The sequence below is a fragment of the Paenibacillus xylaniclasticus genome (assembly GCF_004001065.1).
Classification (GTDB): domain Bacteria; phylum Bacillota; class Bacilli; order Paenibacillales; family Paenibacillaceae; genus Paenibacillus_T; species Paenibacillus_T xylaniclasticus.
Genome location: NZ_BIML01000026.1, coordinates 1 through 14,722, shown reverse-complemented (window position 1 = coordinate 14,722; position 14,722 = coordinate 1). Strand labels below are relative to the sequence as shown.

Sequence of the window (14,722 nt, the reverse complement as noted above, 5' to 3'; positions counted from 1 at the left end):
CGTACGGTGAACGGAGCGACGTTTTGAAGGAGGGTACTACTAGTGATTGAGATCGAAAAACCGAAAATCGAAACCGTAGAGCTCAATGATAATGGCACATACGGACGTTTTGTCGTCGAGCCGCTGGAACGCGGTTATGGTACGACGCTGGGCAATTCGCTTCGCCGAATTTTGCTGTCGTCGCTGCCAGGCGCAGCTGTTACCTCGGTACAAATCGATGGTGTGCTTCATGAATTTTCTACGGTTCCCGGAGTGATCGAGGACGTTACCGAGATCATATTGAACCTGAAAGGCCTGTCGTTGAAAATCCACTCCGATGAAGAAAAGGTGCTGGAAATCGACGCAGAAGGTGAAGGGAACGTAACGGCGGGCGACATTCGCGCGGACAGCGATGTTGAGATTTTGAATCCCGATCTTCATATCGCGACCTTAGCCTCCGGTGCGCGGCTCCATATGCGGGTATTCGCCAATAGGGGACGCGGGTACGTCCCTGCGGATCGGAATAAGAAAGAAGATCAACCGATTGGCGTAATTCCCATTGATTCGATTTACACGCCCATTACCCGTGTCAATTACAGCGTAGAAAATACTCGTGTCGGCCAAGTAACCAACTATGACAAGCTCACCTTAGAGGTTTGGACTGATGGAAGTATTCGACCGGAAGAGGCGGTAAGCCTCGGCGCTAAAATTTTGACCGAGCATTTGGACCTGTTCGTCGGATTGACCGATGAAGCCAAAGACGCGGAAATCATGGTCGAGAAAGAAGAAGATAAGAAAGAGAAAGTACTCGAGATGACGATCGAGGAACTGGATCTTTCCGTTCGTTCTTACAACTGCTTGAAACGTGCAGGCATCAATACCGTGCAAGAGCTGATTACGAAAACCGAAGAAGACATGATGAAGGTGCGCAACCTTGGTCGCAAATCTTTGGAGGAAGTTCAAGAGAAGCTTGAAGAACTCGGTTTGGGCCTCCGCATGGAAGAGTAGAGCATACATGTAAAAGGCAATCTAGCAGAAGGAGGAGAAATCGATGGCATACCAAAAGTTGGGCCGTGATGCGAGCGCGCGTAAAGCGCTGTTTCGCGACCTCGTAACGGATCTGTTCCTGTATGAGCGCATCCAAACGACGGAAGCGAAAGCGAAAGAGGTTCGTTCGATCGCTGAGAAGCTTATCACGAAGGCGAAAAAAGGTGATCTTCACGCTCGTCGCCAAGTGGCAGCTTTCGTACGTCGTGAAACGATTGACGGCGAACAAGACGCAATCCAAAAGCTGTTCTCCGAACTGGCCACCCGTTACTCGGAACGTGCGGGCGGATACACGCGGATTCTGAAACTGGGACCGCGCCGCGGTGATTCAGCACCAATGGTGTATCTGGAACTGGTAGATCGCGCGTAATCGACCGGATGATCGGATGAGAAAGGGTGGACCCTCGCGGCCACCTTTTTTTCTTGGCGTGTTATGGAACGCGCGGGCACGTGGTTTCGACTGAACGGCTGCGCCCGCGCATTCCGAGCATGCGACAGGCCCGCGCCTCCCGTTGAAGTGATGTTCCTTGGAACAATTTCAATAGGACGGGAACATCACTTCAAAAGTCGGACGTAAACTCGCGAACCTATCGCAGCTCTCCATGCACCTCCCGCGTTCCATTTGATATAATCGAAAAAGCCGGCTCTAATACTGAGCCGGTATTTTCGGGCCTTTTGCAGCCACATTGTCAGCCTATCCACAGGAGCATGAAACGCACAGACCAACAATCCACATGTGGATTTCATGCGTTTATGGCACTTGTTCACTTGTGGATAGAACAACTAACCACACATAACCGTGTATTGTCTGTGGAAACTGTGGGGAAGCATGTGGATTTGGGGATAGCGCTCTGCGAATGCTGTGGATAGTGAGGACCTTTGTGTTTTTTGTTCTCCATTGGCTTACAGCGCGCGTGCGCGCTAAAGGGGAAGAACGCAGACGGGGAGCGTGTCCTGTAAGGGACGAAAGCGGCTTATAGTACTCGGCGGCTTCGAAGAATCGAATCGGGATGCGAACGTTCGATAGGGGCTAGAGAGATCCATAGGGAGCGTTGTTCCGTAAGGGACGTAAAGCGGCGGGGGCGTTGGGTAGTGGTTAGGTGAGTTCTTCCGGAGTCCAGAGGGCGGGAGCTCTCTAGGGTCCTCCCTCTGGCAGAGGGAGGATTTAGGAGGGTGTCGAATCCCTGAGGGTGTCGGAAATGGGGAGGTAAACATGGTGACTCGAAACATCGTAATGGTCGTCAGCTATGACGGAACGACATACAGCGGCTTTCAATCGCAGCCGAGCGGCAATACGATCCAAGACGTGATAGAGGCGGCGATAAAGACGCTGACCGGCGAGCAGCTGCGCATTATTGGGTCCGGACGTACGGATGCCGGTGTTCATGCACGCGGCCAGGTGTTTAACTTTCATACGGAATCGCGTATTCCTGCGGAACGTTGGGCGCTTGCGATTAATACGCGTCTGCCGGACGATATCGTCGTATTGGAGGCGTGGGAAGCGCCTGAGACATTCCACGCTCGTCATTCCGCGAAGCGCAAGACGTATCGTTATACGATCGATCGGAGTAAGTTCCCGGATGTATTCGGACGCCATTATGCCTTCCATCACCCGACTCGTCTTGATGTAGCGGCGATGCGTGAAGCATTCTCGCATTTGGTTGGCGAACATGACTTTACGACGTTTACGTCGATTCAATCGACGCAGCCGAGCCATGTTCGTACCATTTTTGAGACGCGTATTGTAGAGGAAGGACATTTGCTTCATCTGTTCGTAACAGGAAGTGGCTTCCTTTATAATATGGTCCGCATAATCGCGGGCACGTTGATGTGGGTAGGCGAGGGTAAAATTTCACCGGATGATATACCATCTATGCTTGCTGCTAAGGATCGGACGCGCTCCGGACCCACTGCAATGGCGCACGGCTTAGTGTTGTGGAGCGTAGAATATCCGCCGGAGGAATGCCGTCTGGCTGCTCCGGCAGCAGATGGGTTGAACGGTTAATGGGATTATGCAATTTAACGCCATTTTACAGGTAAAACCTCTTGCTAAAGCCCATTATTTATAGTAGTATATTACTTGTGCATTTTTAATGGCTATCCCACAGCCCCGATTAGAAATGTCCAACCAACTGTAACATTGAACGCAACATTAACGAAGAAATTGAATGCGTGAAACGCAACCGAACGTTTCATTATAAATGGATTGCTGAATCAATTTAAGGAGGAACACCCATGCGTACAACCTTTATGGCAAAGCCTAACGAAGTCGAGCGCAAATGGTATGTAATCGATGCGGAAGGCAAAACGTTGGGTCGTCTGGCCAGCGAAGCAGCTGCCCTGATCCGCGGCAAACACAAACCACAATTTACGCCTCACGTTGATACGGGTGACTTCGTGGTCATCATCAACGCTGAGAAAGTGCACCTGACGGGCAAAAAGCTCCAAAACAAAAACTACTATCGTCACTCGCTGTATCCAGGCGGCTTGAAAGTGATCTCCGCTCAAGAAATGCTGAACAAGCATCCAGAGCGCGTTATCGAAGCGGCTATTCACGGCATGCTTCCTAAGAACCGTCTTGGCGACAAGCTGAGAACGAAACTTAACGTATATGCAGGTCCGAACCATCCGCATCAAGCACAAAACCCTGAAGTGTACGAGCTTCGCGGTTAATAAAAGGAGGACAGTTTCATGGCACAAGTTCAATACTATGGAACCGGTCGTCGTAAACACTCCGTAGCACGCGTTCGTCTCGTGCCGGGTGAAGGACGAATCACTATTAACAAACGCGACCTGAACGAATATTTCGGTCTGGAAACGCTGAAATTGATCGTAAAACAACCGCTTACGCTGACGGATACGACGAACAAGTACGACGTTATCGTCATCGCTAACGGCGGCGGTATCTCTGGTCAAGCAGGCGCTATCCGCCACGGTATCTCCCGCGCTCTGCTGAAAGCAGACCCAGAGTTCCGTGCATCTCTGAAACGTGCAGGATTCCTGACGCGTGACCCACGCATGAAAGAACGTAAGAAATACGGTCTCAAGGCTGCACGTCGCGCTCCACAATTCTCGAAACGTTAATTTTTTCATCAATGCCTCTTCTTTGCACACCGTGCTCGGAAGAGGCATTTTTGCATTTAAAGGACAGTCTGACTGCAGCAGCGGGTAATTCCAAGCGCTACTATGCGTGGAAACAAATTTAATACATTGAATAAATGAATGTGAAGACGTATAATCGAGTAACACCTAGCATTTTACTTGGAATGAATAAGGTACGGAGGTCTATAATATGAACTTGTTAGAAAAGGAAGCACTGGCTGCTCAGAAGGCTGAAGAGCTAGAACATGCATCACCGGAAGCGATCATTCAGTACGCAATTGAAACGTTCCCGAACATCACGTTCGCATGCAGCTTCGGCGCTGAAGACGTGGTGCTCGTCGATATGATCCAAAAGATAAACCCGAATATCGATATTTTCTATCTGGATACGGACTTCCACTTCAAAGAAACACTTGAAACCCGCGATGCGCTTGCAGCGCGTTATCCGAATATTCGTTATGTGCAAGTGAAGCCAGCCATTACTCCGGAGGAGCAAGCGGCACAATATGGTGAAGAGCTGTGGAAAAGCGACCCGAACCAATGCTGCAACATTCGGAAGGTTCAGCCGCTGACGCAAATATTGAGCAAGTATGAGTGCTGGATTACAGGTATTCGCCGCGATCAAGCGCCTACTCGCGCGAACGCGAAGAAGATTGAGTACGACTACAAGTTCGGTCTCATGAAATTCAATCCGCTTGCCAGCTGGACGAGTGAGGACGTGTGGAATTACATTCGTGCGAACAATGTCCCTTACAACAAGCTGCATGATCAACATTACCCGTCGATAGGCTGCGAGCATTGCACGCGTCCTGTCATGCCAGGCGAAGACCCGCGTGCGGGCCGCTGGTCGGGCAACGAGAAAACAGAGTGTGGTCTGCACAAATAATAAGCTTCGGATAAGACTTTCGGCCGTGCAAAGCGCCATCAGGTGCTTCGCACGGCCGAATTATTTTTACTGCCTTTCCATCAAAATTTTTCATTAATTTCGAGCTGCAACGCTTTCTCGAATAATCAGCTTGTTGGGCAGCAGCACTTTGGCCGGCAGCTGGTGACGCTTGCTAAGCCGATTAATTAAGAGCTGAACGGCCCAATTTCCCATTTCGATTATTGGCATTCCTACAGTCGTCAGCATTGGAGAGACATAGCCGGAGAGCTCGATATTGTCCATGCTAATAATCGACAGCTGCTCAGGAACTTTAATTTTTGCTTCCGAGAATCGTCTTAACGCGGCTATGGCAGCAATGTCGGTTGCGCAAAATACGGCAGTCGGGAGTGTAGAGGCCTTCGCCAGAAGTGCATCAGCCCCCTGATAACCGCCAGGACCGTTCTGCGGGCAGTTACTCACCCATTTCTCTGAGTATTCCAGCCCGTATTTGCGAATGATATCGCAGTAGGCTTCATACCTAACCTCATTCTTCGTCTCTCCAATATATCCGATTCGTTGGTGTCCATGCTCAATCAAGTGCATCATTGCAATTTGCGTAGCCTCATACCCGTCACAAATGACCTGATCACAGCTAGCAGAGATGAAGTTTCGTCCTACATAGACCAGGCTCTTATAATGCTTCTCAAGGAAGCTCATGCTGTCGTTACTGAAGCGACCTAATATAATAGCGCCGTCCGTATGCGATGCTTCGATCTGATCAAGCAGTGTATCGGTCTCAATATCGAAGAGCGAATAAGAATGACGAACGGCATAGCCCAAATCCAGCGCTTGCTGTTCGATCGCACGCGACATCTGCGCAAAGAAAGGATCGTCATCTAGTTGTCTGGTGCGTCCCAATATGCAAGAGATGGAAGGAGGGGACGATTTGCGGGAGATTCGTTTACCAAGCTTGAGCTCTCTGGCATTCTGATTCGGTACATAGCCGATTTCTCTTGCAAACCTCCACACCTTGTCGCGAACTTCTTTCGTTGCAAAGCTATTGTCAGGGGAATTTAAAATGCGCGATACCGTTGAAATGGATACACCTGCCATATTGGCGATCTGCTTTAAAGTCATCAGACATCCCCCATGTGTGCATGTTTACTGAGTATGATAGCTTGTTTTAACGCAAAAAAGAAGTGGATTTGCGCAAATGGAACGCAATTTTTCGATAAATTCAAGTAAAACGTTTGCGTAATCAATGCTAGTCTTTCAAATCGAAAAAACATATACTTAGATCAACATTGTGCTGATTTTGGGTTGGCTATGTCGAAGGAATGATATTATCACATCGCTATATCGTAGTCAGCTGCGATTAAACTTAGCCATACAGGAGTGATACACTTGTCGCTGACACACTTGGATAAGCTTGAGGCAGAAGCGATCTACATTTTCCGGGAGGTTGCTGCAGAATGTGAGCGCCCGGTTATGCTTTATTCGATAGGTAAAGATTCATCGGTCATGCTTCATCTCGCTCTGAAAGCTTTTTACCCGGAGAAGCCGCCATTTCCGCTGCTTCGAATCGATACGGGTTGGAAATTCCGCGAAATGAATGAGTTCTGTAACCGTAAAACGCAAGAGCTTGGCGTCGACCTTATCGTTCATCGCAACGAAGCTGCTATCGCTCAGGGCATCAATCCATTCGATCACGGTTCAGCATATACGGACATTATGAAGACACAGGCGCTCAAAGAAGCGCTGACGAAATATCAGTTCACCGCCGCTTTCGGAGGCGGACGGCGTGACGAGGAGAAGTCCCGTGCTAAGGAGCGTATCTTCTCATTCCGGAATGAACAGCATACATGGGACCCTAAAAACCAGCGTCCTGAGATGTGGAAGCTCTATAACACCCGTATCCAAAAGGGCGAGAGCATGCGCGTATTTCCGATCTCCAACTGGACGGAGAAGGATATATGGCAATATATTAAACGCGAGAATATTGAGATCGTCCCGCTGTATTTTGCCGCTGAGCGTCCGGTAGTTTATCGCGATGGCAATATTATCATGGTAGATGACAGCCGTATGCGGCTGATGCCGGGAGAAACTCCCGAGATGAAGAAGGTACGTTTCCGTACGTTAGGCTGTTACCCTCTCACCGGCGGGATTGAGTCGGAGGCTGATACGCTGGATGAGGTTATTGCAGAGACGCTGTCCGCAACAACCTCCGAACGAACAAGCCGCGTTATCGATAAGGAAGCGGCAGGCAGCATGGAGCGGCGCAAACGGGAGGGATATTTCTAATGAGTCAGACAGCGAGCGGTCTTCTTAAATTTATAACTTGCGGCAGCGTTGACGACGGCAAGTCCACGCTTATCGGTCATATTCTATACGATTCCAAAATGCTGTATGCCGATCAGGAGCAGGCTCTCATGCTGGACAGTCAGGTTGGCAGCCGCAACGGAGCGATCGATTATTCGCTGCTGCTTGACGGTCTGATGGCGGAGCGGGAGCAAGGCATTACGATTGACGTTGCCTACCGCTACTTCAACACCGCTAAGCGCAGCTTTATCGTCGCCGATACGCCAGGGCATGAAGAATATACGCGTAACATGGCCGTCGGCGCATCTTTTGCTGATTTAGCCATTATTTTGATCGACGCCAAGAAAGGCGTTCTGGTACAAACTCGTCGCCACGCTCGTATATGCGCGTTGATGGGAATTAAGCATTTTATATTCGCAGTGAATAAAATCGACCTTGTCGGCTACGATAAACAACGGTTTCTGAGCATTACCGAGGATATTCAGCAACTGTGCAAGGAGCTTCGTCTGGAGAATACCGTTATTATTCCGGTCTCGGCAACGGAGGGCGACAACGTGACGCAGCGTTCCTCCAATATGGAATGGTATAACGGTCCGGCACTGCTAGAGCATCTGGAAACGGTCGATATTTCGACGGATGCCGCCGAGAGCGGCTTCTACATGCCGGTTCAGCGTGTAAGCCGCCCAGATCATAGCTTCCGCGGCTTCCAGGGACAGATTGAGGCCGGTAAGATTGAAGTCGGCGAGATGCTAACGATTCTGCCAAGCGGCGAAACGGCAATCGTGAAGTCCATTCACATTGGAGATAAGAAGGCGGGCAGCGCTGTCGCCGGGCAGCCGGTGACGATTCAGCTGGATCGTGAGGTCGACATTTCGCGCGGCTGCGTGCTCACTAAGGATGCAGGCTTGAAGACGGCGACTACGATTACGACGACGATCTTGTGGATGGATGAACAGCAGCTCGTTCCGAGCAAGGAATATTGGATTAAGCTGGGCACGAGGCTGCTTCCAGCCGTCGTGACAGACTTGCACCATAAGGTAGACGTCAACACCGGCAGCCTGCTTGCTACTTCTACTGCGGTTAAGAACGAGCTTATCAGCTGCGATATCGTCGTGTCTGAACCGCTCGTTGTCGATGAGTTTCTTCAACACAAAACGATGGGCGCGCTAATTCTCATTGACCGTGTCACACATGCTACAGCGGCATGCGGTGTTGTAGTATCCGTAGGCAGCGAGAATCAAGATGGCGTATATTTACAGGACGGAGATACTAAGCTGCAAGTCAATCTATTTGACAGCTTCTGGTTTGAGCCGGAGATGAATATGGTGCTGCGGGACAAACATCCAGCGGTTACGTACAATAAGGGAGATATGCTTCCTCTACAAAGTGAGCAATGCGCATATCCTTCCGATTTCGATCTGCAGTCGGATGTCGGCTTCGCTAATATCCGTGGCGGCATATTTACAGGCTTCGGCGCTCGTGATCCACAATTGCCTATACTTGACGTGAATGGTCTAGAAGCGGGTAACGGTACAACCGGAGCCTTCGGCAAATACCGTAAAATTCTTGTTCGAAATAAAGGATAAACTATAACCGAGTCATATTCGATCACCTAGTCCCATAAGGATGGTAAAGTACAGGCTTTGCTGCAAGCCCGCTTACCAATCGCATGGGACGAGGTGGTTTTTTTATGCGGCGGTATCGAAACCGGATTGTTGTCTGGCTGAATTACAAGGGGGCGGTGCGAATTGCAATCGGTGCACTCATTATCATTGCGGCTGCTGCGCTGATTCTGAACGATTTGCCATCTACACGGACCATGTCGACCTGGTCGCTTCCTTTGTCAGGCAAGACAGTCGTTATTGATGCCGGTCACGGCGGAATTGATGGCGGAGCCGTCAGCAAGCAGGGGGATATTGAGAAGGATTTGAATTTAGCGATCGCTATTTATTTGCGCGATTATTTGCAGCAGGCGGGTGCGCTCGTTGTCATGACCCGTGAAGGCGATTACGACTTGGCGGGGAAAGATACGAAAGCCGTCGCAAGAAGAAAGACGGAGGATCTGGTCAAGCGTGCGGAGTTCATCAAGCAGGCTAAGCCGCACCTAGTCATTAGTATCCACATGAACAGCATTCCGTCTCCGAAATGGTCAGGAGCGCAAACCTTTTTCTATCCGAGTAATGAAAGCAATGCTCAGATTGCAGCTCTTATTCAAGACGAAATCAAAAACAAGCTGGCCACTACGAGCCGAGTCGCTTCCGTTATTAAAAATGAGGTGTATCTGATGAAGCAGATAACGGACATTCCGATGGCGCTAGTTGAGGTCGGATTTTTATCCAATCCGGATGAGGCTCGGAGGCTTGCGGACGGGAACTATCAGCGAGCTGTCGCCGCTGCGATCTATCAAGGGATTCTGCGCTTTAGCAGTGGAGAGAAGCTTGGAACCGCCTCATCGGCTGCTCCTCTTTCGTGAATCGAACAACGCGTCAGTGACTATGTTATAATAGCAGTCAGAACCATAATATTCGAAATTCGAACGCCAATTTCGGTAACGTATATAGCTAAGAAGGTGGAATGAGAACGATGTTAACCCGAGAACAGATCATCGAGATTGTCCGCAAAGCAGCGGATGGACAGGGGGAAGCAGGCAAGGCAGCGCAGTTCCGTGACGTTGTAGTCAAAGAGAGCGGCATTTCCATGACGGTATTGACTGCTAAAGCCGATGATCAAACCGCATTGGAGCCAGCGCTGCGCAGTGCGCTAGCTTCTGAAGGCGTCCAGACCGTTCATTTTCGTTTCCGTACGGAAGCGGGAGCAGCTCAGCCTGAGACAGGTACAGCGGGGCAAAGCGGTCCTGTGAAGGGACATGGAGGGCTGATTGAACCGACGACGCTGCTGTCTCCGGAGAGCGGTACGAAATTTATTGCCATTGCCAGCGGTAAGGGCGGGGTCGGTAAGTCGACGGTTACGGTCAATTTGGCCGTCGCTCTGTCGCGTGCAGGCAAGCGTGTCGGTTTGATTGATGCCGATATTTATGGCTTTAGTGTGCCGGATATGATGGGAATTGAGGAGAGGCCGCAGGTAGTGGATGATCGCATCATTCCGATCGAGCGTTTCGGGGTGAAGGTCATGTCGATGGGCTTCTTCGTCGAGGATAACAGCCCGGTTGTATGGCGCGGGCCAATGCTTGGCAAAATGCTTCGCAACTTCTTCGCTGAAGTGGAGTGGGGCGAGCTCGACTATATGCTGCTTGATCTTCCGCCGGGAACGGGCGATATTGCGCTCGATGTGCATCAGATTATTCCCCAAAGCCAGGAAATTATCGTTACTACACCGCATGCGACAGCCGCTTTCGTCGCGGCGCGTGCAGGCGCGATGGCGATCAAGACGGAGCATAACATTATTGGCGTTGTAGAGAATATGTCTTATTACTACAATCGCCACAGCGGCGAGAAGGAGTATGTGTTCGGCCGCGGAGGCGGCGCCCGCCTCGCGGAGCAGCTCAATGCGGAGCTGCTGGCCCAAGTTCCGCTCGGAGCGCCGGACAACCATGTATCCGAGCCGGACTTCTCTCCGTCGGTCTATAAAGCGGACAGTGAGACCGGTCAACTGTATGCCGAGCTTGCCAGCCGTGTCATCGCGAAATTTTAAGAGAACCCGAACGAACAACACCCAGCCGCATCCGTCATGAATGCATGGCTGGGTGTTGTTTGTTGGTACATTGTTAGAGTGGGGAGCCTTCCTCCTCGCTGCCACCGCCTTCGGATTCCTTGGACGATTCGCCCTCGCCGCCGCCCTCACCGCCGCTTTGACTCTGCTTATCTCCAGACTCAGATGGCTTGAGCTCTTCCTGCACCGCTTTTTTCAACAGATTGAGCACCTCAAGCTTGAACAGCGGATTTTGCATGGCGTCCTGCATGAGGGACATGACCGTTTTACGGTATTCCGGGCCCTGCAGCACCTCCAGAATCATTTTATCGACCTCTGGCGACTTCAAGACTGAAATCAAATCCTTCTGATAAGCAGGGTCCTTTAACAAGTCTTTATGGATCTGTTTATTTTGTGAGTTGACGGTTTTGGCAAATTCGCCTGCGAACCGAGGGTCCGTCATCAGCTGCTTGATCACTTTATCGTATTCGGGTGATACGAGCACCTCTTTGACCGCCATACGAACCTGCTCCTGATCCTGTACGGATAGCAGCTTGGAGTTGAGCCCGGAGCCGCCAGACATTTGGCTTGTCGATTCCTGGATCGCCTTCTGTGCATCCTCGGTCTTCAGAATATCGATCACCATCGATTTCATATCTTTGTAGCTCATTGACTCGTTCTGAGGGGCCGGCTCGGCGCCGCAAGACGTCAGCGTGATTATAGCAGCCAGCGCGGCTCCGACTTGTCCCAATCGCCATCGGATGACCATGATTCGTCAGTCTCCTTCCATCACTTCACACGGCTCAACGAAAGAGCGAAAGCTGTCAGTCGCGAGCCTATACCGGTTATTAATGTTAGTATGCACAAAGTTCACCTGATTATCATGAGTGGAGGTTAGCTTTTTAATTCGGACATGGTAAAATAAAGGACAGTATGACAAATATGCATATCCATCAATAATCGACGTTTTCCGTTAAGCTGTGGGAGGATGAGACGAAAGCATGACATTGCGCAAATTATTTTTCTTATTCTGGAGCAGTATGGCAATCGGTGCTGCAGTATGCCTTGTGCTCGGGCTGGCGCTTCAATTTACTGACCAGTCCTATGGCTTTCTTAAAGTGGAGGAGACGGGTTACAACGCATTGATGATGGCTATCAGCGGCTTAATGATTGGCGTATTTGCCATGATGGGCTTTTTCGCCTATCTGACGCTGAATTACATTGCACTAAGTATGACTCGGCAAAAGTTTATGTGGACGACGCTCCAGGGCTACACGTCTGTATTCGCTGTTGCAGCGCTCGGATATATGCTGTATGGCTATAAGGACAAGCTGGGCGATTGGCTGTACTGGGTGCTGCCGCTTGTGCTGGCCGTCGGCTCGGTTGTCGTTGCGATGCTCAAGGTTAAGCAGACGAATAGAAGCGGATTTGTACCGACCGTGTTCTTCATGTTCGTTGTAACCGTGCTGGAGGCTTGGCCGAGCATTAGCGGAGAGACGAATGTCGTATCCGTGATCTTTATGGTAACGCCGTTGTTCGTGTGCAACACGTATCTTATTTTTATGCTTCATCGGCTTGTGGGCAGCAGCAAGCAGGAAGCCGATTCCGCGACAATCGCGAAACCGGCCTCGTAATCGAACAAGGGCGACATTAGCCCTTGTTTTTTGTATTCTAAAGCAGTGGTAAATGGACGGTTTTACCTTGAACCTCCGTCTGCCCGATCAATTGGGTAACGGTGACGAACTCGTATCCTTTGGCGCGGAGTTGGTCGATAATGACGGGGAGAGCTTCATGCGTCTGTTTGACGGAGTCGCTTGCATGCATCAGAATGATATCTCCCGGGTGGGCGCGGTTAACGACGCGGTCGATAATTTTGGCCGTACCGATGTTCAGCCAGTCCTGCGAGTCGGTATCCCATTGAATGACCTTGTAATTCAGCTCCTCAGCGATACGCAGTACACGTTTATCGAAATCACCGTTCGGCAGCCGGATCAAAGTTGGCGATTTGCCCGTAATGCTTGATAAAATCGTATGAGCGGTTGTAATTTGGGTGCGGATTTCTTCGTCGCCGTATTTGCTGTAATTGTCGTGCTTGTGGCCATGGCTTCCGATCTCGTATCCAGCGGCTGCAATTTTTTTGACGATTTCCGGATGAGACTGGCTCCATGGGGAGGAGAGGAAGAACGTTACGTTCTTAACATTTTTCTCTTTCAATATTTCGAGTATCGGCTCGGCACGTTTATCGCCCCAGCTAATATCGAAGGTGAGGGCGACCACTTTCTTCTCGGTTGGAATGCTGTAGATAGCAGCTGGCGTCTGAGGCGCAAATACGGTAATATTGTCTCGCTCGGCGTAAATGATCCCGACGGAGAATATGACAGCTACCGAGGCGAGCAAATATCGTTTCAACCGTTTGCCGTTCAACACATAAAAGCTATTCATTGGACTAGGCGCTCCTCTCGTTAAAGGGCTTGTTCTAGTACAATCTATGCTCGTACACGATGGATATTCATCCAAATTGAACCTAAGCGGAAAGGATTACAACCATGTCTCGACTTTCAGTATGGCTTGACCAATTTCGGTCAATGGGCACTTATATTGCAGTAGCTTTCGTTCTATTCGTAGCAGGTATCGTTGCGGGAACCTCGACTCCGGGGCTTAATGATTACATGAACAGCCAGCTTGAAGGAATTCGCAGCTTGGCGGAGGCAATAGACAAATCGTCTAATCCGACATTGCTGATGATTATCGTCATCTTCTTTAACAACGCGATCAAAGGGGCAATGGTCATTTATTTAGGCTTTTTCTTCGGGCTGTTCCCTATTTACTTCATCGTGATCAATGGACTGGTCCTCGGTTATTTCGTTCATAAGTACGCGCTAGTTAACGGAGGAGAGGCAGCTTTTGATCTTGTAGTAAGAGGCTTGCTGCCACACGGAATCATTGAAATTCCGGTTCTTATTATTGCAGCGGCGTATGGGATGAAAGCTGGTTCTTTCGCTTTTCGACTGCTGGGACAAATATTCGTCAGAGACGCGAAGCTGTCTCATGAAGCGGGGGCTTATGTAAAAGCAACCGTGCCGATCGTGATCGGTGTTGCCGTTCTGCTGTTTGCCGCCTCGTTAATCGAAAGTCTGGTGACGCCCATCTTGTTAGGGAAGTAATAAATTTACCATTATTTGAGCATAACAATAAAGCGGAAGAAAGCGTCCGACGCGAACGAAGCGGGACGCTTTTTTCTTTAACCCCGTTAATGCACATTGTAAGGAGGCCGACTACGGTTATGCTCGGAATTTTGTTCAATGAAAAAGAATGCAAAGAATTCGACTACGTCCTCCGCAAAGAATTGGATGAAATGATGCTCGACCTTCATGATTCCCGGCTAGATGATGATATTAAGCAAGCTATTGCGAAACGATACAAGATCATCTTCCGGATGTTCGCAAGAATTGCAACGCCGAAGGAGCTATCGCGCTATGCATTGAATATGCGCAATTACCGCTAATGCGAACCGCGGGCTGCCGAGTGCTTGTGCGGCCCGTATGACGATGCTTGAATGGATAGGCGTTGTGAATAATGAAATAACTTTTTTCAAAAAACAGTTGCGCATTGTGGACAAGCTGTGGTATATTCTAATTCCGGCCGAGATGAACAAAGCCGGCAAGCGAAATGCGAGTTTGAGTAATCGACTGAGTTGAAGAAAAGATTCGAAAAAAAGCTTGCACAACTGAACATCATGTGATAAGATGTTAAACGTTGTCG

The 14,722-nt window shown here is 49.9% G+C and carries 16 protein-coding genes; 13 read left to right on the top strand and 3 right to left on the bottom strand.

The window, feature by feature from the left end; translation table 11 throughout:
• Positions 1-42: 42 nt before the first annotated feature.
• The 6 genes from PXY01_RS18075 (at position 43) to PXY01_RS18050 (ending at position 5,014) form a co-directional block, all read left to right on the top strand.
• A complete protein-coding gene (locus PXY01_RS18075; protein ID WP_127532405.1) occupies positions 43-987 on the top strand; it encodes a DNA-directed RNA polymerase subunit alpha in 945 nt (314 codons plus the stop codon).
• A gap of 43 nt (positions 988-1,030) precedes the next feature.
• Entirely contained in the window at positions 1,031-1,396 is a 366-nt protein-coding gene (gene rplQ / locus PXY01_RS18070) for a 50S ribosomal protein L17 (protein WP_042171395.1), read from the top strand.
• An 843-nt stretch (positions 1,397-2,239) separates the two neighbouring features.
• Entirely contained in the window at positions 2,240-3,031 is a 792-nt protein-coding gene (truA, locus tag PXY01_RS18065) for a tRNA pseudouridine(38-40) synthase TruA (RefSeq protein WP_127571855.1), read from the top strand.
• A gap of 230 nt (positions 3,032-3,261) precedes the next feature.
• Entirely contained in the window at positions 3,262-3,699 is a 438-nt protein-coding gene (gene rplM / locus PXY01_RS18060) for a 50S ribosomal protein L13 (protein ID WP_127571853.1), read from the top strand.
• Positions 3,700-3,717: 18 nt separating this feature from the next.
• Complete coding sequence (rpsI, locus tag PXY01_RS18055) at positions 3,718-4,110, top strand: 30S ribosomal protein S9 (RefSeq protein ID WP_127571851.1); 393 nt, start codon at positions 3,718-3,720, stop codon at positions 4,108-4,110.
• A 208-nt stretch (positions 4,111-4,318) separates the two neighbouring features.
• Positions 4,319-5,014, top strand: coding sequence for a phosphoadenylyl-sulfate reductase (locus tag PXY01_RS18050; protein WP_127571850.1), 696 nt, complete (start codon positions 4,319-4,321; stop codon positions 5,012-5,014).
• 93 nt (positions 5,015-5,107) lie between these two features.
• On the opposite strand, the gene PXY01_RS18045 is transcribed toward PXY01_RS18050, so the two are convergent.
• On the bottom strand, positions 5,108-6,130 hold the full coding sequence (locus PXY01_RS18045) for a LacI family DNA-binding transcriptional regulator (RefSeq protein ID WP_127571849.1): 1,023 nt from the start codon (positions 6,128-6,130) through the stop codon (positions 5,108-5,110).
• 267 nt (positions 6,131-6,397) lie between these two features.
• Between PXY01_RS18045 and cysD the strand changes: the two genes are divergently transcribed.
• From cysD to salA, 4 genes are all read left to right on the top strand, one after another.
• Positions 6,398-7,294: a sulfate adenylyltransferase subunit CysD gene (gene cysD, locus PXY01_RS18040; RefSeq protein WP_127571848.1), complete on the top strand. Its 897-nt coding sequence runs from the start codon at positions 6,398-6,400 to the stop codon at positions 7,292-7,294.
• Positions 7,294-8,898 carry a sulfate adenylyltransferase subunit 1 gene (locus PXY01_RS18035; protein ID WP_127571847.1) on the top strand — a complete coding sequence of 535 codons (1,605 nt, stop codon included), beginning with the start codon at positions 7,294-7,296 and terminating at the stop codon, positions 8,896-8,898. Before cysD ends, PXY01_RS18035 begins: the two co-directional genes overlap by 1 nt.
• A 104-nt stretch (positions 8,899-9,002) precedes the next feature.
• Positions 9,003-9,785, top strand: coding sequence for an N-acetylmuramoyl-L-alanine amidase CwlD (cwlD, locus tag PXY01_RS18030; protein WP_127571846.1), 783 nt, complete (start codon positions 9,003-9,005; stop codon positions 9,783-9,785).
• A 110-nt stretch (positions 9,786-9,895) separates the two neighbouring features.
• The gene (salA, locus tag PXY01_RS18025) at positions 9,896-10,963 is read left to right on the top strand and encodes an iron-sulfur carrier protein/transcriptional regulator SalA (RefSeq protein WP_127571845.1); all 1,068 of its coding nucleotides are present in this window, start codon (positions 9,896-9,898) and stop codon (positions 10,961-10,963) included.
• 73 nt (positions 10,964-11,036) lie between these two features.
• Here the strand turns inward: salA and gerD are convergent, their stop codons facing one another.
• A complete protein-coding gene (gene gerD, locus PXY01_RS18020) occupies positions 11,037-11,729 on the bottom strand; it encodes a spore germination lipoprotein GerD (RefSeq protein WP_127571844.1) in 693 nt (230 codons plus the stop codon).
• Positions 11,730-11,961: 232 nt separating this feature from the next.
• Between gerD and PXY01_RS18015 the strand changes: the two genes are divergently transcribed.
• Positions 11,962-12,594 (top strand): KinB-signaling pathway activation protein, encoded by a 633-nt coding sequence (locus PXY01_RS18015; RefSeq protein WP_127571843.1) that lies wholly within the window; start codon positions 11,962-11,964, stop codon positions 12,592-12,594.
• Positions 12,595-12,631: 37 nt separating this feature from the next.
• Here PXY01_RS18015 and pdaB read toward each other — a convergent pair whose 3' ends face one another.
• Positions 12,632-13,402 carry a polysaccharide deacetylase family sporulation protein PdaB gene (gene pdaB / locus PXY01_RS18010; RefSeq protein WP_127571841.1) on the bottom strand — a complete coding sequence of 257 codons (771 nt, stop codon included), beginning with the start codon at positions 13,400-13,402 and terminating at the stop codon, positions 12,632-12,634.
• A 104-nt stretch (positions 13,403-13,506) separates the two neighbouring features.
• On the opposite strand from pdaB, the gene PXY01_RS18005 reads away from it, so the two are divergent.
• Both PXY01_RS18005 and PXY01_RS18000 read left to right on the top strand, forming a co-directional pair.
• A complete protein-coding gene (locus tag PXY01_RS18005) occupies positions 13,507-14,124 on the top strand; it encodes a stage II sporulation protein M (RefSeq protein WP_127571839.1) in 618 nt (205 codons plus the stop codon).
• A 119-nt stretch (positions 14,125-14,243) separates the two neighbouring features.
• Positions 14,244-14,465: a hypothetical protein gene (locus PXY01_RS18000; RefSeq protein WP_127571837.1), complete on the top strand. Its 222-nt coding sequence runs from the start codon at positions 14,244-14,246 to the stop codon at positions 14,463-14,465.
• Positions 14,466-14,722: the final 257 nt, after the last annotated feature.